This window comes from Nocardioides iriomotensis (assembly GCF_004168035.1).
Lineage (GTDB): Bacteria > Actinomycetota > Actinomycetes > Propionibacteriales > Nocardioidaceae > Nocardioides_B > Nocardioides_B iriomotensis.
Window position 1 is genome coordinate 51,676 of sequence record NZ_SDPU01000021.1, and the last position, 19,669, is coordinate 71,344.

At 72.5% G+C, this 19,669-nt stretch carries 23 protein-coding genes; 13 read left to right on the forward strand and 10 right to left on the reverse strand.

What is annotated here, in order from left to right; genetic code table 11:
• Positions 1-42: 42 nt before the first annotated feature.
• Genes ETU37_RS09560 through ETU37_RS09575 form a run of 4 tightly spaced genes read right to left on the reverse strand, consistent with a single transcriptional unit; the run spans position 43 to position 3,588 of the window.
• Positions 43-1,194, reverse strand: a complete 1,152-nt coding sequence (locus ETU37_RS09560) for a PQQ-dependent sugar dehydrogenase (protein WP_240755651.1) — start codon at positions 1,192-1,194, stop codon at positions 43-45.
• Between the two features lie 22 nt (positions 1,195-1,216).
• A complete protein-coding gene (locus ETU37_RS09565; RefSeq protein WP_129987036.1) occupies positions 1,217-2,182 on the reverse strand; it encodes a hypothetical protein in 966 nt (321 codons plus the stop codon).
• A complete protein-coding gene (locus ETU37_RS09570) occupies positions 2,179-2,520 on the reverse strand; it encodes a PadR family transcriptional regulator (RefSeq protein WP_129987037.1) in 342 nt (113 codons plus the stop codon). Before ETU37_RS09570 ends, ETU37_RS09565 begins: the two co-directional genes overlap by 4 nt.
• 48 nt (positions 2,521-2,568) lie before the next feature.
• The gene (locus ETU37_RS09575; protein WP_129987038.1) at positions 2,569-3,588 is read right to left on the reverse strand and encodes an LLM class flavin-dependent oxidoreductase; all 1,020 of its coding nucleotides are present in this window, start codon (positions 3,586-3,588) and stop codon (positions 2,569-2,571) included.
• 90 nt (positions 3,589-3,678) lie between these two features.
• Between ETU37_RS09575 and ETU37_RS23160 the strand changes: the two genes are divergently transcribed.
• Entirely contained in the window at positions 3,679-3,849 is a 171-nt protein-coding gene (locus ETU37_RS23160) for a DUF6767 domain-containing protein (protein WP_165372472.1), read from the forward strand.
• Here the strand turns inward: ETU37_RS23160 and ETU37_RS09580 are convergent.
• Positions 3,828-4,748 (reverse strand): alpha/beta fold hydrolase, encoded by a 921-nt coding sequence (locus tag ETU37_RS09580; protein WP_129987039.1) that lies wholly within the window; start codon positions 4,746-4,748, stop codon positions 3,828-3,830. The genes ETU37_RS23160 and ETU37_RS09580 overlap by 22 nt on opposite strands.
• A 61-nt stretch (positions 4,749-4,809) precedes the next feature.
• Entirely contained in the window at positions 4,810-5,025 is a 216-nt protein-coding gene (locus ETU37_RS09585) for a hypothetical protein (RefSeq protein WP_129987040.1), read from the reverse strand.
• A gap of 123 nt (positions 5,026-5,148) precedes the next feature.
• Here ETU37_RS09585 and ETU37_RS09590 point away from each other — a divergent pair, with 123 nt between their 5' ends.
• Positions 5,149-6,069, forward strand: a complete 921-nt coding sequence (locus ETU37_RS09590; protein WP_206053832.1) for a 2-hydroxyacid dehydrogenase — start codon at positions 5,149-5,151, stop codon at positions 6,067-6,069.
• Between the two features lies 1 nt (position 6,070).
• Positions 6,071-6,481, forward strand: a complete 411-nt coding sequence (locus tag ETU37_RS09595; RefSeq protein ID WP_129987041.1) for an HIT family protein — start codon at positions 6,071-6,073, stop codon at positions 6,479-6,481.
• Here ETU37_RS09595 and ETU37_RS09600 read toward each other — a convergent pair.
• Both ETU37_RS09600 and ETU37_RS09605 read right to left on the reverse strand, forming a co-directional pair.
• Complete coding sequence (locus ETU37_RS09600) at positions 6,478-7,059, reverse strand: mycothiol transferase (protein WP_129987042.1); 582 nt, start codon at positions 7,057-7,059, stop codon at positions 6,478-6,480. The two genes, ETU37_RS09595 and ETU37_RS09600, sit on opposite strands and share 4 nt — an antisense overlap.
• Positions 7,060-7,063: 4 nt before the next feature.
• A complete protein-coding gene (locus ETU37_RS09605) occupies positions 7,064-7,618 on the reverse strand; it encodes a PadR family transcriptional regulator (protein ID WP_129987043.1) in 555 nt (184 codons plus the stop codon).
• A gap of 92 nt (positions 7,619-7,710) precedes the next feature.
• Here ETU37_RS09605 and ETU37_RS09610 point away from each other — a divergent pair, with 92 nt between their 5' ends.
• Genes ETU37_RS09610 through ETU37_RS09620 form a run of 3 tightly spaced genes read left to right on the forward strand, consistent with a single transcriptional unit; the run spans position 7,711 to position 11,080 of the window.
• Positions 7,711-8,784 carry a WD40/YVTN/BNR-like repeat-containing protein gene (locus ETU37_RS09610; protein ID WP_129987044.1) on the forward strand — a complete coding sequence of 358 codons (1,074 nt, stop codon included), beginning with the start codon at positions 7,711-7,713 and terminating at the stop codon, positions 8,782-8,784.
• 35 nt (positions 8,785-8,819) lie between these two features.
• The gene (gene ilvD / locus ETU37_RS09615; RefSeq protein WP_129987045.1) at positions 8,820-10,502 is read left to right on the forward strand and encodes a dihydroxy-acid dehydratase; all 1,683 of its coding nucleotides are present in this window, start codon (positions 8,820-8,822) and stop codon (positions 10,500-10,502) included.
• A 17-nt stretch (positions 10,503-10,519) separates the two neighbouring features.
• Positions 10,520-11,080: a pyridoxamine 5'-phosphate oxidase family protein gene (locus ETU37_RS09620; RefSeq protein ID WP_129987046.1), complete on the forward strand. Its 561-nt coding sequence runs from the start codon at positions 10,520-10,522 to the stop codon at positions 11,078-11,080.
• Here the strand turns inward: ETU37_RS09620 and ETU37_RS09625 are convergent.
• A complete protein-coding gene (locus ETU37_RS09625) occupies positions 11,061-11,489 on the reverse strand; it encodes a DUF6973 domain-containing protein (RefSeq protein WP_129987047.1) in 429 nt (142 codons plus the stop codon). The two genes, ETU37_RS09620 and ETU37_RS09625, sit on opposite strands and share 20 nt — an antisense overlap.
• 23 nt (positions 11,490-11,512) lie before the next feature.
• On the opposite strand from ETU37_RS09625, the gene ETU37_RS09630 reads away from it, so the two are divergent.
• The 7 genes from ETU37_RS09630 (at position 11,513) to efeB (ending at position 19,318) form a co-directional block, all read left to right on the forward strand.
• Positions 11,513-12,208, forward strand: a complete 696-nt coding sequence (locus ETU37_RS09630) for a GNAT family N-acetyltransferase (protein WP_129987048.1) — start codon at positions 11,513-11,515, stop codon at positions 12,206-12,208.
• Between the two features lie 230 nt (positions 12,209-12,438).
• Positions 12,439-14,211: an acetolactate synthase large subunit gene (locus ETU37_RS09635; protein WP_240755652.1), complete on the forward strand. Its 1,773-nt coding sequence runs from the start codon at positions 12,439-12,441 to the stop codon at positions 14,209-14,211.
• A complete protein-coding gene (gene ilvN, locus ETU37_RS09640; protein WP_129987049.1) occupies positions 14,211-14,768 on the forward strand; it encodes an acetolactate synthase small subunit in 558 nt (185 codons plus the stop codon). The genes ETU37_RS09635 and ilvN overlap by 1 nt, the downstream gene beginning before the upstream one ends.
• A gap of 55 nt (positions 14,769-14,823) precedes the next feature.
• On the forward strand, positions 14,824-15,852 hold the full coding sequence (gene ilvC, locus ETU37_RS09645; RefSeq protein WP_129987050.1) for a ketol-acid reductoisomerase: 1,029 nt from the start codon (positions 14,824-14,826) through the stop codon (positions 15,850-15,852).
• A gap of 186 nt (positions 15,853-16,038) precedes the next feature.
• Positions 16,039-16,899, forward strand: a complete 861-nt coding sequence (gene efeU, locus ETU37_RS09650) for an iron uptake transporter permease EfeU (protein WP_129987051.1) — start codon at positions 16,039-16,041, stop codon at positions 16,897-16,899.
• Entirely contained in the window at positions 16,896-18,059 is a 1,164-nt protein-coding gene (gene efeO / locus ETU37_RS09655) for an iron uptake system protein EfeO (RefSeq protein WP_206053833.1), read from the forward strand. The genes efeU and efeO overlap by 4 nt, the downstream gene beginning before the upstream one ends.
• Positions 18,056-19,318: an iron uptake transporter deferrochelatase/peroxidase subunit gene (efeB, locus tag ETU37_RS09660; RefSeq protein ID WP_129987052.1), complete on the forward strand. Its 1,263-nt coding sequence runs from the start codon at positions 18,056-18,058 to the stop codon at positions 19,316-19,318. Before efeO ends, efeB begins: the two co-directional genes overlap by 4 nt.
• On the opposite strand, the gene ETU37_RS09665 is transcribed toward efeB, so the two are convergent.
• On the reverse strand, positions 19,300-19,668 hold the full coding sequence (locus tag ETU37_RS09665) for an HNH endonuclease (protein WP_129987053.1): 369 nt from the start codon (positions 19,666-19,668) through the stop codon (positions 19,300-19,302). The genes efeB and ETU37_RS09665 overlap by 19 nt on opposite strands.
• Position 19,669: the final 1 nt, after the last annotated feature.

Consider the following 19,669-nt stretch of genomic DNA (forward strand, 5'->3'; position numbering starts at 1 on the left):
GGCACCGGTACCCCGGGTCTGGAGGATTCCCGCGGCGCGTCGTCAGCGCAGCGCGACCTCGAGGATCCGGTCGTCCTGGGCGGCGGGGTCGCCGCGGCCGTCGCGGTTGGACGTGGTCACCCACAGGTTCCCGTCGGGAGCCACGACGACGGTGCGCATCCGGCCGTAGTCGCCGACGAACCAGTCGCGGGGCTTGCCGGTGCCCTCCTCGCTGACCGGGACCTGCCACAGCCGCTGGCCGCGCAGCGATGCCATCCACAGCGAGCCGTCGAGGTAGGCGAGCCCGCTCGGCGAGGCTTCGGAGGTGCGCCACTGCACGTACGGGTCGCGGTAGGCGTCCTGCGGGTCGGGGGCGCGGCCCTCGTGGAGCGGCCAGCCGTAGTTGCGTCCCCGGCTGATCAGGTTGAGCTCGTCCCAGGTGTCGGCGCCGAACTCGCTGGCCCAGAGACGGCCGTGCTCGTCGAACGCCAGACCCTGCACGTTGCGGTGGCCCATCGTCCACACCGGCGAGCCCTCGACCGGGTTGTCGGCCACGGGGTCGCCGTCGGGCGTGATCCGGAGGACCTTGCCGGCCAGGGAGTCGCGGTCCTGGGCGAGCTGCTCGTCGCCGGTCTCGCCCGTGGACACGAACAGGTTGCCGTCGTCGGCGAAGAGCAGCCGCCCGCCGTCGTGGATGAAGCCGTTCGGGATGCCGGTCAGCACCGGGTCGGGCCGGCCCAGGCGGCGGCCGTCGTACTCCATGCGGACGACGCGGTTGTCCTCCGCGGTGGAGACGTAGGCGTAGACGAGCGAGTCGTCGTCGTACGTCGGGGAGGTGGCGAGCCCGAGGACGCCGGCCTCGCCCTGCGGCGCGGCGATGCCGAGCCGGCCGACCTCGCGCGGACGTCCGCCACCGGCCGGGATCGCCAGCACGCGCGTCGTGTCGCGCTCGGAGACGAGGGCGCTGCCGTCGGGCAGGAACGTGACGCCCCACGGAGCGGCGAGGTTGCGGGCCACCGTGCCGACGACGTGGGGGCGGACCGGGCCGGCGGACTCGCTCGACTGCTCGCTGGGCTCGGCCGGCTCACCGGTCTGCGTCGACGGCTGGGGGGTGGGCTGCTGCGGGCCGAGCCCGCCGGGGTCGCCCTCGGGCTGGGTGCATGCGGAGAGCAGCAGCGCCGACGTCGACAGCAGGACGGCGAGTGCGGTTCTCACCCCGACCACGGTAGTCCCGGGCTCAGCCCAGCCTTCGCGACCGCTGTGCGCCGGCGACGTACCCGACCACGAAGAGCGTGCCGCCGGCGAGCACGACGGCCGCCGGGTCCGACCAGCGCGCGAGCACCGGGACGAGGCCGGCGACGGCGAGCAGCGCCACCGCGCCCCGCCCGTACGGCGAGCGGCGCAGCAGGGCGACGACGGCCACCGATGCGAGCAGGAGGGGGACGAAGCCGCCGCGGAGGTTCTCGGCCAGCCGCACGTCCATCGAGTCGCCGAGCCGGAACACGACCGGCGCGGCCACGCCCGCGAGCACGCACCCGACCAGGCCGGCGACGAGCACGTGCGCCCAACGGCCGACCGGGAACGCCTCCACGCCGCGTCGGGCGCGGGCCGGGCCGCCGAGCAGCAGTGCGGCGGTCACGGTCAGCACGAACCAGGAGGCCTGCGTGGCGTTGACGGAGATGAACCAGGCCGGCCCGACCGCCCCGACCCACCACAGCGACCATCCGGTGGCGATGCCGGCCAGCACCAGCCATCCGTGCAGGAGCACGGCCGTCCAGGCCAGCAGCACGCCGAGCCGGTACCGCCGGAGCACCAGCGCCCCGGCGGTCGCGACCCAGGCGACCTGGACCGGCCAGCGCGGGTCGACCCACACCCGCCAGACCTGCCACGCGTGCGGGTAGCCGTCGAGGCCGAGGCCGCGCAGCCCCATCTGGCTGAGCTGGGCCGCGCCCAGCACGGCGAGCAGCAGCGCCAGGGCCACGCCGGCGACGCCCACCGAGGCCGGGACCCGGAGGCCAGGGGACTGCCGCACCCGGGCGACCAGGCCGTGCCCCACCAGCGTCGCGGCCTCGGGCAGCAGCGACCATCGACCGCGCTGCTCCTCCGCGGCGAGCAGGACGTCGAGCATCTCGTCGCCACGGACGGCGCGGTAGGAGCGCGGGTAGGCACGCAGCAGGAACCGGTAGCGGGACTCGGCGCTCATCGGGCACCGCCGACCGCGGGGCGGAGCCGGCGCAGCCGCGTGCGCGCGGTGCGGGCGAGATCCGCCATCCGGTCGGCCTCGACGGCGACCGCGTCGGCACCGGCGCCGGTGAGGCAGTAGGTGCGGCGCAGCCGGCCGCGCACGACCTCCTCGGACTCGACCGCGACGAGACCCTCGCCGGTGAGCCGGTCGAGGGCGGCGTACAGCGTGCCGACGCGCAGCGACACGCGACCCTGGGAGAGCCGCTCGACGTCGGCGAGCAGGGCGTAGCCGTGCTGCGACTGCTCCAGCAGCGCGGTCAGGATGAGGAACGTCGGTTCCTGCAGGGGCTTGCTCATGTCACATGAATACTCCGTCGATCGGAGTATCCGCGCGACGACACGCCATCAGCGCCAGCCGAGCTCCGGGGCGATCAGCCGCACCACGCTGTCGAGGACGTGCGCGTTGTAGTCGACGCCGAGCTGGTTGGGCACCGTGAGCAGCAGCGTGTCCGCGGCCGCGACCGCCTCGTCGTCGGCCAGCTCCTTCACGAGCTGCTCGGGCTCGCCTGCGTACGTCTTGCCGAACCGGGCGTTGCCGCCGTCGAGGAAGCCGACCTGGTCCTGGCTGCGGGTCTCGTGGCCGAAGTACGCGTGGTCCAGGTCGGAGACGATCGGGAAGATGCTGCGGCTCACCGAGACGCGCGGCTCGCGCTCGTGGCCCGCGGCCTTCCATGCGTCGCGGAACATCTGGATCTGCTCGGCCTGGAGCTGGTGGAACGGCACGCCGGTGTCCTCGGTGAGCAGGGTGGAGCTCATCAGGTTCATCCCCTGCTCGGCGGTCCACTCGGCGGTGGCCCGGGTCCCGGCGCCCCACCAGATCCGGTCGCGCAGCCCGGGGGAGTGCGGCTCGATCCGCAGCAGGCCCGGCGGGTTGGGGAACATCGGCCGCGGGTTCGGCTCGGCGAAACCCTTGCCGGACAGGACGTCGAGGAAGAGGGCGGCGTGCTCCCGGGCCATCTCCGCGTGGTCGGAGCCGTCGGTCGGGACGTGGCCGAAGTAGCGGAAGCCGTCGACCACCTGCTCCGGTGAGCCGCGGCTGATGCCGAGCTGGAGCCGGCCGCCGGCGATCAGGTCGGCGGCGCCGGCGTCCTCGGCCATGTAGAGCGGGTTCTCGTAGCGCATGTCGATCACGCCGGTGCCGATCTCCACCCGGCTCGTCCGCGCCCCGACGGCGGCCAGCAGCGGGAACGGCGAGGCGAGCTGGCGGGCGAAGTGGTGCACGCGGAAGTAGGCGCCGTCCGCGCCGATCTCCTCCGCGGCGACCGCGAGGTCGATCGACTGGAGCAGTGCGTCCGAGGCGCTGCGCGTCTGGGAGTGCGGCGAGGGTGACCAGTGACCGAACGACAGGAACCCGATGTTCTTCATGCCGGCGCAACAACGCGGCGCCCCGAAGCCTTCCAGGTCGGGTCGTTCGGCCCTGGGGCGACGGCGCGTGCGGCGCCTAGCGTCGATGTCGTGCCCGCCGTACCCCGCTGCCCGCTGCGACCCGGGGAGCCGTGCACCCTGTGCGAGCCCGGCGCGACCGGGCCGGAGGACTGCGCGGCGGTCTACCTGGTCATGAGCGACCCGGGCCTTCGCGAACGGCTCGGCGAGCTCCGCCGGGCTCAGGCGACGCCCGGCTCCTGACCGGTCCGCGCGACCAGCGCGAGGAGCTGCTCGTGCACGAACTGCGGGTGCTCGAGCTGGAGGAAGTGCGACCCGGGCAGCACCTCGTACGACGCGTCGGGGATCCGCTCGGCGGCGGTGCGCATGTCGTGGGCGGAGGCGAGCACGTCGTAGTGCCCGGCGACGAACGCCGTCGGCACCCGGATCGAGCGCAGCGACACCCGCGGGTGCTCGGCGGCGGCGCGGGCGAGGTGCATGTACCAGTCGATCGGGGTGGTGAGGAACTCCCGGACCGCGCGCTGCACGTCCGCGAGGTCGCCGCCGCCCGCGCCGACCGGCAGCATGAACCCGCTGTGGGTGAGCACCTGCGCGGTGAGCGGTCCGACCGGCAGCCGGCTGGTCACCGGCGTCACCACCTTGCCCAGGTGCTGCATCGCGCTCGCCACGCCGACCGCGACCGGGCGGCGTACCGGGCGCGGCAGCATCAGCGGCGCACCCATCGAGGAGAACGTCCCTCCGGGCACGCCGGCCACCGCGAACAGCCCGGAGACGCGCTCCGGTGCGAGCACGGCGAGCTCGAAGGCCGTGTTGACCCCGATCGACCAGCCCGCGACCACGACCTTGTGCACGCCGGCGTCGTCGAGGACCGCCAGCGCGTCCTCGACGAACGCGTCGACGCCCACGCGCTCCGGGTCGTCGGGCCGGTCCGACCCGCCGACGCCGCGGTGGTTCCACGACACGACGCGGACGCCGCAGTCGGAGTCGAGCAGCGCCGGCCAGGCGTAGGGGTTGGTGCCCAGGCCGTTGCACAGCAGCACCGTCGGGCCGTCGGCGTCGTTGGTCCAGGCGCGCAGGCGGGTGCCGTCGGCACTGGTGACGTCGTAGAAGCGGAGGGCCCGGCCGGGTCGCGCGCTCGACATGCCCCGGAGTGTGCCCTACCGGCCTTCGCCGGCCCGCACCGCCCGCGCGCCGGCGCGAGCGTCAGCCGGCTCGGTGCGCGAGGGCGGGGCCGGCGGCCCGCTTCTCGAGGTACGTGGCGAGGAACTCCTCGACCTCGAGCAGCTCGACCCGGCGCTGCGTGAGCGCCGTGCTGGCGAGGATCGCGTTGCGACGGGCGACCTCCTGGCTGGTCACCGGCCAGCTCAGGGCGCGGCGGGGTACGGACCTGAGCTGCTGGCTGAACGACCTGACCTGCACCACGCCTCCTCGGATCGCCTCTGCTCGACGTGACCGAACCTAGGTCGCAGGTGCTTCGGGGCCGTCAACGTCGTGTGACGACCAGGTGAACTCCGGCTCGCAGCCCGTGGTTACAGTCGCCGAGTGACCGCCTCGGAACCTCTCGTGTGGCTGCCCTTCGACCCCGAGGCGCTGGGTGACCCGCCGTCGGGCCTGCGCTACGAGGTGGTCGACCCGAGCGAGGACGTGCCGGCCTCGGTCGGCGACGTGGCCTTCTACGTGCCGCCGTACCGCTTCTCGAAGGCCGATGTCGACGTGCTCGCGCGGATGACCTCCCTGCGAGTGGTGCAGACGCAGACCGCCGGCGTCGAGCACGTGCGGCCCTTCGTGCCCGACGGCGTGACGCTCTGCAACGGCCGGGGGATCCACGACGCGTCGACCGCCGAGCTCGCGGTCACGCTGATGCTCGCCTCGCTGCGCGGGGTGCCGGGCTACGTCCGGGCCCAGGACGCGCACACCTGGGTCCACGGCACCCGGCCCGCGCTCGCGGACTCGACCGTCCTGATCGTGGGGTACGGCGCGATCGGGCAGGCGCTCGAGCGCCGCCTCGACGGCTTCGAGGTCGACGTCGTGCGCGTCGCGCGGACGGAGCGCGAGGGCGTGCACGGGTTCGACGCGCTGCCGAGGCTGCTGCCGGAGGCCGACGTCGTGGTGCTGATCGTGCCGCTGACCGACGGCACGCGCGGGCTCGTCGACGCGGCGTTCCTCGACCGGATGAAGGACGGCGCGCTGCTCGTCAACGTCGCGCGCGGGGCGGTGGTCGACACCGACGCGCTCGTCGACGCGCTGCGCTCGGGCCGCGTCAGCGCCGCGCTGGACGTCACCGATCCGGAGCCGCTTCCCGAGGACCACCCGCTGTGGGACTGCCCCAACCTGCTCATCTCGCCGCACGTCGGTGGCGCGAGCACGGCGATGGAGCCGCGCTCCTACGCCCTGGTGCGGGCGCAGCTGGCCAGGTTCGCGGCCGGGGAGCCGCTGGAGAACGTGATGGACGGGGACTACTGACATGAGCGAGCCGGGCTGCGTCTTCTGCCAGATCGTCGCCGGCGAGGCCGAGGCGTTCGTGATCGGCTCGGGGCCGGGCGCCGTGGCGTTCCTCGACATCGCGCCGCTCTCGCGCGGGCACGCTCTCGTCGTACCGACGGCGCACGTGCCCGACCTCCTGCACGGGGGCGCCGACGTGCTCCACGTGGTGGCGCCGCTGGTCGAGGAGGTCTCCCGGCTGCTGGTCGGCCGGCTCGGTGCCGACGGGCTCAACCTGTTCCAGAGCTCCGGCGAGGCCGCCGGCCAGGAGGTGCCGCACTTCCACGTCCACCTCGTGCCGCGGTGGCGGGGCGACGGGGTCGTGCGCGGCTTCGAGCGCGACCCGATGGCGGCCGAGGACCTCGACGCCCTGCACGCCCGGCTCCTCGGCTAGGGCACGGGGAAGTCCCCGGGTGGTCCTTCGCCCGTGCTGCCGTCGACCGCCTGGCGGAGCAGGTCGGCATGACCGGTGTGGCGTGCGTACTCCTCCACCAGGTCGGCCAGCAACCGACGCAGACTCGTCCCGCTGTGGGTCGTCTGGTCGATCCCACCGCTCGACAGCGCCTCGGCCAGGGAGGCTCGGGAGCGGTGCACCGCCTCGACCCACTCGTCGCGCAGCTCCGACGGGGTGCGGTCGGCCGCGGTGCGCCACGGCCAGTCCTCCCAGTCGGTCTCGGGGTCGAGCCCGTCGAAGGGAGCCATGGCCGGGCGGCCCGCCAGTCGGTGCTGGAAGTAGAGCTCCTCCACCCAGGCCAGGTGCCGGAGCAGTCCACCCAACGTCACCGACGAGGGATCCAGCCGCAACGCCAGCCCGGCGGTTCCGACTCCGGCGCACTTCCAGGCGAACGTCCGCCGGTTGCGCTCCACGGTGATCAGCGCCGTCTCCACCTCGTCGCCGTGGAGGAAGCGCTCCACATCCCACTCCGGCGGCCGGCCGGGGGTGAAGCCCAGGCGGCTCGTGTCGTCGGTCATCGGGTCAACCCTCCTCGTCGAGCCGCTGCAGCAGCTTCTCGATGATGGCCTGCTCGCCGGCGAGGTACTCCAGCCCCCAGTCGGCGACGAGCGACGGGTACCGGAACGCGTCGCCCGGTGCGTCCCGGCCGACCAGGCTCTCGCGCACGCCCTCGAGGTCGGCCCGGTGAGCGGCGAGCTCGTCGAGGTGGGACCGGAGCAGCGCGCGGGTGCGGCTCGGGTCCACGAGGTGCCCGACGAGCAGCCGGAGCGCGACCGGGTGCTTGAGCGTCGGGAACCCGGCCGGCGCCTCCTCGAGCCAGCGGGTCAGCTCCCGGCGGCCCTTCGCCGTGATCCGGTACTTCGACGACTTCTGGTTGGGCCCGGCCTCCCGGGGGCTGACCAGGCCGTGGTCGGTGAGCCGCTCGAGCTCGGTGTAGACCTGGCTCATCGCGGGGGAGACCCAGTAGAAGCGCAGCGTCCGGTCGGCCCGTTGCTTGAGCTCGTAGCCGGTGAGGTCGTCGCCGAACGTCAGCAGCCCGAGGAGGGCGTACGACGTGGTCGGGAGGTCTTGACTCATGACCCCACCAGCGTAGTGTTCCTGACTGGAACAATCACCCTGCCGACCGGCGGGCGGGACGGCAGCTGCACTGCGGGACAGGGGAGAGCGTCATGGGCCAGAGCATCGTCATGATCGGCACGCGCAAGGGGTTGTGGATCGCCCGCAGCGACGACCGCGAGACCTGGGAGCTGCAGGGGCCGCACTTCGACATGGAGGACGTCTACTCCTGCTGCATCGACACCCGCGGCGGGTCCGTCCGGCTGTTCGCCTCGCCCTCGTCGAGCTGGGTCGGGCCCAAGCTGATGCACTCCGACGACCTGGGGGAGACCTGGGTCGAGGGCAAGATCGGGTTCCCCGAGGACACCGGCACCTCACTGGAGCGGGTGTGGCAGATCCAGCCGGGCGTCGGCGACACGACGGTCTGGGCCGGCACCGAGCCGGGCGCGGTCTTCCGCTCCGACGACCGCGGCGAGACCTTCGAGCTGGTGCGCGGGCTGTGGGACCACCCGCACCGCCCCGAGTGGGGCGCCGGCTACGGCGGCCAGGCGTTCCACACGATCGTCCCGCACCCGACCGACACCGACCGGATCACCTGCGCGATCTCCTCCGGCGGCGTCTACGCCACCACCGACGGCGGCGCCACGTGGGAGGCGCACAACACCGGCGTCCAGGCGGAGTTCCTGCCCGAGGGCAGCCAGTACCCCGAGTTCGGCCAGTGCGTGCACAAGATCGCCCGGCACCCGGCGCGGCCCGACCGGATGTTCATGCAGAACCACGGCGGCGTCTACCGCTCCGACGACGGCGGCACCACGTGGCAGTCGATCGAGCAGGGCCTGCCGGCCAACTTCGGCTTCCCGGTCGTCGTGCACCCGCACGACCCCGACACCGTCTACCTCTTCCCGCTGTCCGGCAGCGGCGGCCGCTACCCCGTCGACGGCGAGGCCCGGGTCTGGCGCAGCAAGGACGCCGGCGAGACGTGGGAGGCCCTCGACGACGGCCTGCCCGAGCACTTCTTCGTCGGCGTGATGCGCGACGCGATGTGCACCGACCAGCACGACCCGGTCGGCGTCTTCTTCGGCGCCCGCAACGGCAGCGTGTGGGCCTCGACCGACGAGGGCGACACCTGGCGCGAGATCGCGGCGAACCTCCCCGACGTGATGGCCGTCCGCGCCGCGGCGCTCTGACCCGGCGGCTCGCCGTACGGCGTTAGCATCACGACATGCCTGACGCCCCCGACATCAAGCCCCGCAGCCGCGACGTCACCGACGGGTTGGAGAAGGCCGCCGCCCGCGGCATGCTCCGCGCGGTAGGCATGGGCGACGACGACTGGGAGAAGCCGCAGATCGGCGTGGCGTCGTCCTGGAACGAGATCACCCCCTGCAACCTCTCGCTCGACCGGCTCGCGAAGGCCGTGAAGAACGGCGTGCACGCGGCGGGCGGCTACCCGCTGGAGTTCGGCACCATCTCCGTCTCGGACGGCATCTCGATGGGCCACGAGGGCATGCACTTCTCGCTGGTCTCGCGCGAGGTCATCGCCGACTCGGTGGAGACCGTGATGATGGCCGAGCGGCTCGACGGCTCGGTGCTGCTCGCCGGCTGCGACAAGTCGCTGCCCGGCATGATGATGGCCGCGGCGCGGCTCGACCTGTCCTCGGTCTTCCTGTACGCCGGCTCGATCATGCCCGGCCAGGTGGACGGTCGCGACGTCACGATCATCGACGCCTTCGAGGCCGTCGGCGCCTGCCTCGCCGGCAAGATCACCCGCGAGGAGGTCGACCGCGTCGAGCGCGCGATCTGCCCGGGCGAGGGCGCCTGCGGCGGCATGTACACCGCCAACACCATGGCCGCCGTCGCCGAGGCGATCGGCATGTCGCTGCCGGGCTCGGCGTCGCCGCCGGCCGTCGACCGCCGCCGCGACGGCTTCGCGCACCGCTCCGGCGAGGCCGTGGTCAACCTGCTCCGGCAGGGCATCACCGCCCGCCAGATCATGACCCGCGAAGCGTTCGAGAACGCCATCACGGTCGTCATGGCGCTCGGCGGCTCTACCAACGCCGTCCTGCACCTGCTCGCGATGGCCCGCGAGGCCGAGGTGCCGCTCACGATCGACGACTTCAACCGGGTCGGCGACCGGGTGCCGCACCTCGGCGACCTCAAGCCGTTCGGCCAGTACGTCATGTACGACGTCGACAAGGTCGGCGGCATCCCCGTCGTCATGCGCGCGCTGCTCGAGGAGGGGCTGCTGCACGGCGACGTCCTCACCGTCACCGGGAGGACGATGCGCGAGAACCTCGACGCAATCGCCCCGCCGCCGCTCGACGGCGCGGTGATCCGCCACCTCTCCGAGCCGATCCACAAGACGGGTGGCCTCACGATCCTCAAGGGCTCGCTGGCCCCCGAGGGCGCGGTCGTGAAGTCGGCCGGCTTCGACGAGAGCGTCTTCGAGGGCACCGCGCGCGTCTTCGACGGCGAGCGGAAGGCGATGGACGCGCTGGCCGCCGGCCAGATCGTCGCCGGCGACGTCGTCGTCATCCGCTACGAGGGTCCCAAGGGCGGTCCCGGCATGCGCGAGATGCTCGCGATCACCGGCGCGATCAAGGGGGCCGGCCTCGGCAAGGACGTCCTTCTGCTCACCGACGGCCGGTTCAGCGGCGGTACGACGGGCCTCTGCGTCGGCCACGTGGCGCCCGAGGCCGTGGACGGCGGCCCGATCGCGTTCGTCCGCGACGGTGACCGGATCCGGCTCGACGTCGCCGGGCGGACGCTCGACGTGGTCGTCGACGCCGAGGAGCTGAAGAAGCGCGAGGAGGGCTGGGAGCCGCTGCCGCCGAAGTACACCCGCGGCGTGCTCGGCAAGTACGCCAAGGTCGTGCAGTCCGCCGCGCACGGCGCGGTCTGCGGCTGACGCCCGGACCGGTCGCGATGGGGAAGGTGCACGACGGGATCGACGGGCGCCTGCGCGCGTTCATCGAGGCGCAGCACGTCTTCTTCGTCGCGACCGCGCCGCTGGCCGACGGCCGGGTCAACGTCTCGCCCAAGGGCATCGGCGGCACGTTCGTGGTGGTCGACGAGCACACCGTCGCCTACCTCGACATCACCGCCTCGGGAGCGGAGACGATCGCGCACCTGCGCGAGCCCGGCAACGGGCGGATCACGCTCATGTTCTGCTCGTTCGACCGGTCGCCCGACGTCGTACGCCTGCACGGGCGCGGACGCGTGGTGTCGCTCTACGACGACGAGTTCGCCGACTGGCTCCCGCGGTTCGCCGAGACCCGTGGTGCCCGGGCGGTGATCGTCGTCGACGTGGAGCGGGTGTCCGACTCGTGCGGGTACGGCGTCCCGCTGATGGAGGTCGTCGGGGAGCGGCACCTGCTGCCCGAGCACATGGAGCGCAAGGGCGCCGACGGCGTCGTCGACTACCGCCGTGCCAAGAACCGCGCCAGCATCGACGGCCTGCCCGCCTTCACCGATGACGGTGCCTGACGGGCGCGACCACCTGAAGCTCGCCCGAGCGCCACATCGGCAGCGCCGCGTCACACAGGAGCGTCACCGCGCGGCGGACCGGCATCGCCCGGAGCGCCTCGGCGTGCAGCTCGCCGTACCGCCGGCCCACCCCGTTGTTGTGACGGTCGACCGCCGAGTCCTCGGCGCGCGTGCTGCCGCGCTCCTGTTCCTCGGCGACGGCGCTGGCGAGGTCCTCGCCGTGCCGCGCGGTCAGGCAGGCCTGCCAGGCGAAGTGCCGGCACGCGTTGCGCAGGCCAGGGCGTTCCGCGACCCCGGTCGCCGAGCGAAGAAGCGCGAGGGCGGACACGAGGAGGGCGTCGAGCGCCGCGCGCCGGGACGCGCCGGCGCCGCGGGCGGCGCGATACAGGCGCGCCACGTGCAGCGGCATGCGAGCAGCCTAGGCTCCCGGGCGTGACCCGGACCAGCGAGCACGGCCTCCCCGTCGGCGACCCCGTCCCCGGCTGGACGCCTCGCGCCCGGCCGCGGCCCGGCCCGTTCGTCGGGAGGACCTGCTCGGTCGTGCCGCTCGAGGCCGGCCACGCCGACGCGCTCTACCCGACGTGTGCCGCGCGCGGCACCGAGCACCTGTGGACCTACCTCGCCGACGGGCCGTTCCCCGACCCCGGAGCCTTCCGCGACCGCATCGCCGGCACCGTCGCCGACCCGTCGTCCGTCTCGGTCGCGGTGCTCCTGGCCGACGGGACGCCGGCCGGCCTGGCGAGCTACCTGCGCATCGACGAGGCGCAGGGGAGCGTCGAGGTCGGCGGGATCCTGCTCGGCACGGCGCTGCGCCGTACGACAGCGTCGACGGAGGCCATGCACCTGATGGCCGCGCACGTCTTCGACGACCTCGGCTACCGCCGCTACGAGTGGAAGTGCGACGACCTCAACGCACCGTCGAAGGCGACCGCGCGGCGGCTCGGCTTCACCTACGAGGGCACCTTCCGCAACGCGCTCGTCTACAAGGGCCGCAACCGTGACACCGCCTGGTTCTCGATCACCGACGAGGAGTGGCCCGCCGTGAAGGCGGCCCAGCAGGTCTGGCTCGACCCCGCCAACTTCGACGCGGACGGAGGCCAGGTCCGGCCCCTCGGTAGAGTTCAGTGAGTGAGACTCGCGTTCCACATCATGGGACGCCTGTCACACTTGCTTGACGGCGGAGCGGTCGGACGGCGACGGTTGGTGCCATGCGTGACCAGCTTCTTGTACGCCCGCGACGCGACGGCTGACGGCCTCCACGACCGCACCGCCGCGTCCACCCCTCGCCGCCCGTCGGGCCGAGGGGTTTTTTGTTGGGCACGCACGACCGAGACAGACCAGGAAGGCACGAGGAAGCGATGGGCGACACAGGCGGTACCCCCGGCGCCGGCACCCCGATGACCGGCGCGCAGAGCCTGATCACGGCACTGGAGCACGCCGGGGCGGAGAACGTCTTCGGCATCCCGGGTGGCGCGATCCTCCCGGCCTACGACCCGCTGTTCGACTCGACCAAGCTCCGGCACATCCTCGTCCGCCACGAGCAGGGCGCCGGCCACGCCGCCCAGGGGTACGCCGCCGCGACCGGACGCGTCGGCGTCTGCATGGCGACCTCCGGCCCCGGCGCGACCAACCTGGTCACGCCGCTCGCCGACGCCCACATGGACAGCGTCCCGATGGTCGCGGTGACCGGCCAGGTGGCCAGCAGCGCGATCGGCACCGACGCGTTCCAGGAGGCCGACATCCGCGGCATCACGATGCCGATCACCAAGCACAACTTCCTGGTGACCGACCCGGCCGAAATCCCGCGGACGGTCGCCGAGGCGTTCTACATCGCCTCCACCGGCCGGCCCGGCCCGGTGCTCGTCGACGTGTCCAAGGACGCGATGCAGGCGCAGACGACCTTCCGGTGGCCGACCGAGCTGAACCTGCCCGGCTACCGCCCGGTGACCCGCCCGCACGCCAAGCAGGTCCGCGAGGCCGCCCGGCTGATCCTCGAGGCGCGCCGCCCGGTGCTGTACGTCGGTGGCGGCGTCATCCGCGCCGGCGCCGCCCAGGAGCTGCGGGTGCTGGCGGAGTCCACCGGGATCCCCGTGCTGACCACGCTGATGGCGCGCGGCGCGTTCCCCGACAGCCACCCGCAGCACCTCGGCATGCCCGGCATGCACGGCACCGTCGCCGCGGTGGCCGGCCTGCAGCGCAGCGACCTGATCATCAGCCTGGGCGCCCGGTTCGACGACCGGGTCACCGGCAACCTCGACTCGTTCGCGCCCAACGCGAAGGTGATCCACGCCGACATCGACCCCGCCGAGATCGGCAAGAACCGGCACGCCGACGTGCCGATCGTCGGCGACTGCCGCGAGGTGATCGCCGACCTCGTCGTGGCGCTGCAGGCCGAGGCCGAGCAGGGCCGGCAGGGCGACTACGAGGCCTGGGTCGAGTTCCTCGCCGGCGTGAAGAAGAAGTACCCGCTCGGCTACGACAAGCCCGCCGACGGCTCGCTCGCGCCGCAGTACGTCCTGGAGCGGCTCGGCAAGATCGCCGGTCCCGACTCGATCTACGTCGCCGGCGTCGGCCAGCACCAGATGTGGGCGACGCACTTCATCGGCTACGAGAAGCCCGGCACCTGGATCAACTCCGGCGGCCTCGGCACGATGGGCTTCTCCGTCCCAGCCGCCATGGGCGCCAAGGTCGGCCGTCCCGACACCACGGTCTGGTCGATCGACGGCGACGGCTGCTTCCAGATGACCAACCAGGAGCTCGCCACCTGCGCGATCGAGGGCATCCCGATCAAGGTCGCGATCATCAACAACGAGTCGCTCGGCATGGTCCGGCAGTGGCAGACGCTGTTCTACAACGAGCGCTACTCCAACACCGACCTGCAGTCGAAGCGGATCCCCGACTTCGTGAAGCTCGCCGACGCCTACGGCTGCGTGGGCCTCGCCTGCGAGTCGCCCGACGACGTCGACGCCACGATCAACAAGGCGATGGAGATCAACGACGTCCCGGTCGTCGTCGACTTCCGCGTCCACCGGGACGCGATGGTGTGGCCGATGGTCGCCGCCGGCACCAGCAACGACGACATCAAGTTCGCGCGCGACATGGCGCCGGTGTTCGAGGAGGACGACATCTGATGAGCAGGCACACCCTCTCCGTGCTCGTGGAGAACAAGCCCGGCGTGCTGGCCCGGGTCGCGGGCCTGTTCAGCCGGCGCGGCTTCAACATCGACTCCCTCGCGGTCGGCCCGACCGAGCATCCCGAGGTCTCCCGCATGACCATCGTGGTGAACGTCGAGGAGTCCCCGCTCGAGCAGGTCACCAAGCAGCTCAACAAGCTCGTCGAGGTGATCAAGATCGTCGAGCTCGACGCCGAGCAGTCGGTGGCGCGCGAGCTGCTGATGGTGAAGGTCAAGGCCGACGTCGACACCCGCGGCCAGGTGCTGGAGATCGTCCAGCTGTTCAAGGCCAAGGTCGTCGACGTCGCCACCGACGCGATCACCGTCCAGGTCACCGGCAACCAGGGCAAGCTCGAGGACTTCCTGCGCGTCGTGGAGCCGTTCGGCGTCCGCGAGCTCGTGCAGTCCGGCATGGTCGCGATCGGCCGCGGCGGCCGCTCCATCACCGACCGGACCCTCAAGCCCGTCCCCGTGCCGGCCGACCTCGGGTCGACGGCCCAGTCCCGCCCCGCCTGACCACACGCACCACGTCCGACGTACCCCGAGAAGAGACCCAGAAGGAGAGCCCCCCGTGGCTGAGATGTTCTACGACGACGACGCCGACCTGTCCGTGATCCAGGGCAAGAACGTGGCCGTGATCGGCTACGGCAGCCAGGGCCACGCCCACGCGCTGTCCCTGCGCGACTCCGGCGTCGACGTCCGGGTCGGCCTGCAGCCCGGCTCCAAGAGCCGTGCGAAGGCGGAGGCCGAGGGCCTGCGCGTCCTCACCCCGGCCGAGGCCGCGGAGGAGGCCGACGTCGTCGTGATCCTCGCGCCCGACCAGCACCAGCGGAAGCTGTACGCCGAGGAGATCGCCCCGGCTCTCGCCGCCGGCGACACGCTCGTCTTCGGGCACGGCTTCAACATCCGCTTCGGCTACATCCAGGCCCCCGAGGGCGTCGACGTCGTGATGATCGCCCCGAAGGGCCCGGGCCACCTGGTCCGTCGCGAGTTCTCCGAGGGCCGCGGCGTCCCGGTGCTCGTCGCCGTCGAGAAGGACGCGTCCGGCAAGGCCTGGGACCTCGCGCTCTCCTACGCGAAGGCCATCGGCGGCCTGCGCGCCGGCGGCATCAAGACCACGTTCACCGAGGAGTGCGAGACCGACCTGTTCGGCGAGCAGGCCGTGCTCTGCGGCGGCGCCTCGCAGCTGGTCCAGTACGGCTTCGAGACCCTGATCGAGGCCGGCTACCAGCCCGAGGTCGCCTACTTCGAGTGCCTCCACGAGCTGAAGCTGATCGTCGACCTGATGTACGAGGGCGGCATCGCCAAGCAGCGCTGGTCGGTCTCCGACACCGCGGAGTACGGCGACTACGTCTCCGGCCCGCGCGTCATCGACCCGCACGTGAAGGACAACATGCGGGCCGTCCTCGCCGACATCCAGAGCGGCGCCTTCGCCAAGCGGTTCATCGACGACCAGGACGCCGGTGCGCCGGAGTTCAAGGAGCTGCGCGCCAAGGGCGAGCAGCACCCGATCGAGGGCACCGGCCGCGAGCTGCGCAAGCTGATGTCCTGGGTGAAGTCGCACGACTCCGACTACACCGAGGGCACCGCCACCCGCTGACGCGGACCCCGCGAGAGGCCACTTTCCCACCGACACTCCCGGCGTGTTGGTGGGAAAGTGGCCTCTCGCCGCGTCGGGGGACGGGGAGGCCGGGGGTGGCACGGGTCACGGGGGAGTGGCTGTACGACTCTTGCTCCGCGCAAGTAAGGTAAGGCGACCCTAAGTTAGTTCAAGGAGCCTGTCCCCATGCTTGCGAACTACCTCATCGGCCTGCGCGAGGGGCTGGAGGCGGGGCTGATCGTCAGCATCCTCGTCGCCTACCTCGTGAAGTCCGACCGACGGCACCTGCTTCCCCGCGTCTGGGCGGGGATCGGCATCGCCGTCGCCGTCAGCCTCGCCTTCGGTGCCCTGCTCACGTTCGGCCCGCGCGGCCTCACCTTCGAGGCGCAGGAGCTGATCGGCGGCACCCTGTCGATCGTCGCGGTCGGCTTCGTGACCTGGATGGTGTTCTGGATGGCCTCGGCCGCCCGCGGCATCGCCGGCGAGCTGCGCGGCAAGATCGACCTGGCCGCGGAGGCCGGACGCTGGTCGCTCCTCGTCGTCGGCGCGCTGGCCGTCGGCCGTGAGGGCCTCGAGACGGCGCTGTTCCTGTGGGCCGCGACGAACGCGATCTCCGCCGACGGTGGCGGCACCGTGCGCCCGCTGCTCGCCGCCGCGGCCGGCATCGCCACGGCCGCCGTACTCGCGTGGCTGCTGTACAAGGGCGCGCTCAAGATCAACCTGTCGAGGTTCTTCACGTGGACCGGCGCCTTCCTCGTGCTCGTCGCCGGCGGCGTGCTGTCGTACGGCGTCCACGACCTGCAGGAAGCACGCTTCCTGCCAGGTGAGCATGACCTGATGTTCGACGTGAGCAACGTGCTCGACCCGTCCAGCTGGTACGCCACCGTGCTCAAGGGCGTCTTCAACTTCTCCCCGGCCACGACCGCGCTCGAGGGCACCGTCTGGCTGCTCTACGTCATCCCTGTCATGGCCGCCTTCTGGTACGCCGCGCACCGGCGCGCGGCGGCGGCCCCCGTCGCCCCCGTCAGCCGGAGGACCGCCTCGTGACCCGCACCCGCACCCTGACCCTGACCGCGCTCGTGGCGGTCAGCCTGCTCGCCTCGGCGTGCACCGACAACAGCGGGGGCGCCTCGGGCGACGGCGACGACCGCACGCTCGCCGTCACTTCGACCGACGACGGCTGCGACGTCTCGTCGACCGAGGCCCCGTCCGGCACGCTGACCTTCAAGGTCGAGAACGCCGGCAGCAAGGTCACCGAGTTCTACCTGCTCGACCAGGACGGCCTGCGCATCGTCGGCGAGGTCGAGAACATCGGCCCCGGCCTCACCCGCAACCTCGTCGTCACCGCGCCGACCGGGAAGTACGTCACCGCGTGCAAGCCCGGCATGAAGGGCACCGGCATCCGCGCCGACTTCCAGGTCGAGGACTCCGGCAAGGCGCTCGCGGTCTCCGCCGACGACGCCGCCCTGGTGGAGCAGGCCTCGCGGAACTACGCCGCCTACGTGCAGGACCAGAGCGCCCAGCTGCTCGCGGGCACGCGCGCCTTCGTCGACGCCTACGAGAGCGGCGACGACGACCGCGCCCGCGCGCTCTACGCGTCGACCCGCGTGCACTGGGAGCGCATCGAGACCGTCGCCGAGTCGTTCGGCAACCTCGACCCCGAGATGGACCTCCGCGAGGCCGACCTCGAGCCCGGCCAGAAGTGGACTGGCTGGCACCGCCTCGAGAAGGACCTCTGGCCGCCGGCGCCGTACGACGCCCTCAGACCGAAGCAGCGCACGACGTACGCCGAGGACCTGCTGGCCAACACCGAGGAGCTCGACAGCCGCGTGCAGGACATGACGTTCGGCGTCGACGCGATCGCGAACGGCTCGCGCGGCCTGCTCGAGGAGGTCGCGACCGGCAAGGTCACCGGCGAGGAGGAGTTCTGGAGCCACACCGACCTGTGGGACTTCCAGGCCAACGTCGACGGTGCTCGGGTCGGCTTCGAGGGCGTCCGCCCGGTGCTGGAGGGGAACGACAAGGAGCTCGCGGCCACGCTCGACCGCCGCTTCGACGAGCTCCAGACGCTGCTCGACCAGCACAGGCGTGGTGACGGCTTCGTCTCCTACGACGAGCTCTCCGACGCCGAGGTGAAGGAGCTCGCCGACGCCGTCAACGCGCTGTCCGAGCCCCTCTCCCGACTCACAGCCGCGGTGGTGGCATGAGTCGCGTCTCCCGTCGCACCCTGTTCGGGGCCGGCATCGGCGCCGTCGGCGTCGGTGCCGGTCTCGGCATCGCGGGCGCCGAGGCGGTGGGGCACGACGGCGCCCCGGCCGCCGCCGGCTCCCGCACCTACCCGTTCCACGGCGACCACCAGGCCGGCATCGTCACCCCGGCCCAGGACCGCCTGCACTTCGCCGCCTTCGACGTCACGACCGACTCCCGCGAGGAGCTGGTGGCTCTGCTGAAGGCGTGGACCGAGGCGGCCGCCCGGATGACGCAGGGCCGGTCCGCCGGGCCGGTCGGACCGACCGAGGGCGACTACGACCTCCCGCCCGACGACACCGGCGAGGCGATCGGCCTGCCGGCGTCGGGGCTGACGATCACCTTCGGCTTCGGTCCGACGCTGTTCCGCAGCGAGGACGGCACCGACCGTTTCGGCCTGGCGGGCAAGCAGCCGGCCGCACTGGCGCCGCTGCCGCACTTCCCGGGCGACGACCTGGACCCGGCCCGCTCCGACGGCGACCTGTGCGTGCAGGCGTGCGCCGACGACCCGCAGGTCGCCGTGCACGCGATCCGCAACCTCGCCCGGATCGGCTTCGGCACCGTCGCGGTGCGTTGGTCGCAGCTCGGCTTCGGCCGTACGTCGTCCACGTCGACGAGCCAGCAGACCCCGCGCAACCTGTTCGGCTTCAAGGACGGCACCGCCAACGTCAAGGCCGAGGAGCGCAGGGCGCTCGACGCGCACGTCTGGGTCGCCGACGGCGACGACCGGGCCGGCGACTGGATGGTCGGTGGCTCGTACCTCACCGCCCGGCGGGTCAACATGACCGTCGAGGTCTGGGACCGGCAGCCGCTCGGCGACCAGGAGAAGTTCATCGGCCGCACCAAGGCCGAGGGCGCGCCCCTGTCCGGCGGCGGCGAGTTCCACCGGCCCGACTTCACGATGAAGGGCGACGGCGGGCCGATCATCCCGACCGACTCGCACGTCTCCGTCGTGCACCCCGACCACAACGGCGGCGTGCGGATGCTGCGTCGCGGTTACAACTTCGTCGACGGCACCGACGCCCTCGGCGGGCTCAACGCCGGGTTGTTCTTCCTCGCGTTCGTTCGTGACCCGCGCACGCACTTCATCCCGGTGCAGAACTCCATGGCGCACAACGACGCGATGATGGAGTACCTGAAGTTCACCGGCTCTGCGCTGTTCGCCGTCCCGCCCGGCACGAGGCCGGGGGAGCACGTCGGTCAGGCGCTGTTCGCCTGACCCGCCGGTGAGGAGCGCAGCACGGCCTGCACCTCGCCGTACCGGGTCAGGAAGGCCTTCTCGTCGAGCCGCTTGCGGCGCAGCCAGCCGGTGACCTCGTCGTTGCACTTGCTGGCGTTGCACGACGCGCAGGCGGGGACGACGTTGAGCAGCGTGTAGCGGCCGCCGCGCGAGATCGCCAGCACGCAGTCGCGTTGCATCGAACCGTCGGACGCGCCGCAGTAGGCACAGCCGCCCCACAGCTCCTGCAGCGTCGCCCACTGCTCGGGCGTCAGGTCGTGCTCGACCCGACCCATCCGCACCTTGCGCTTGCGCGCGGCCCGCGCCCGGCGCGACCGGTTGACCGCCATG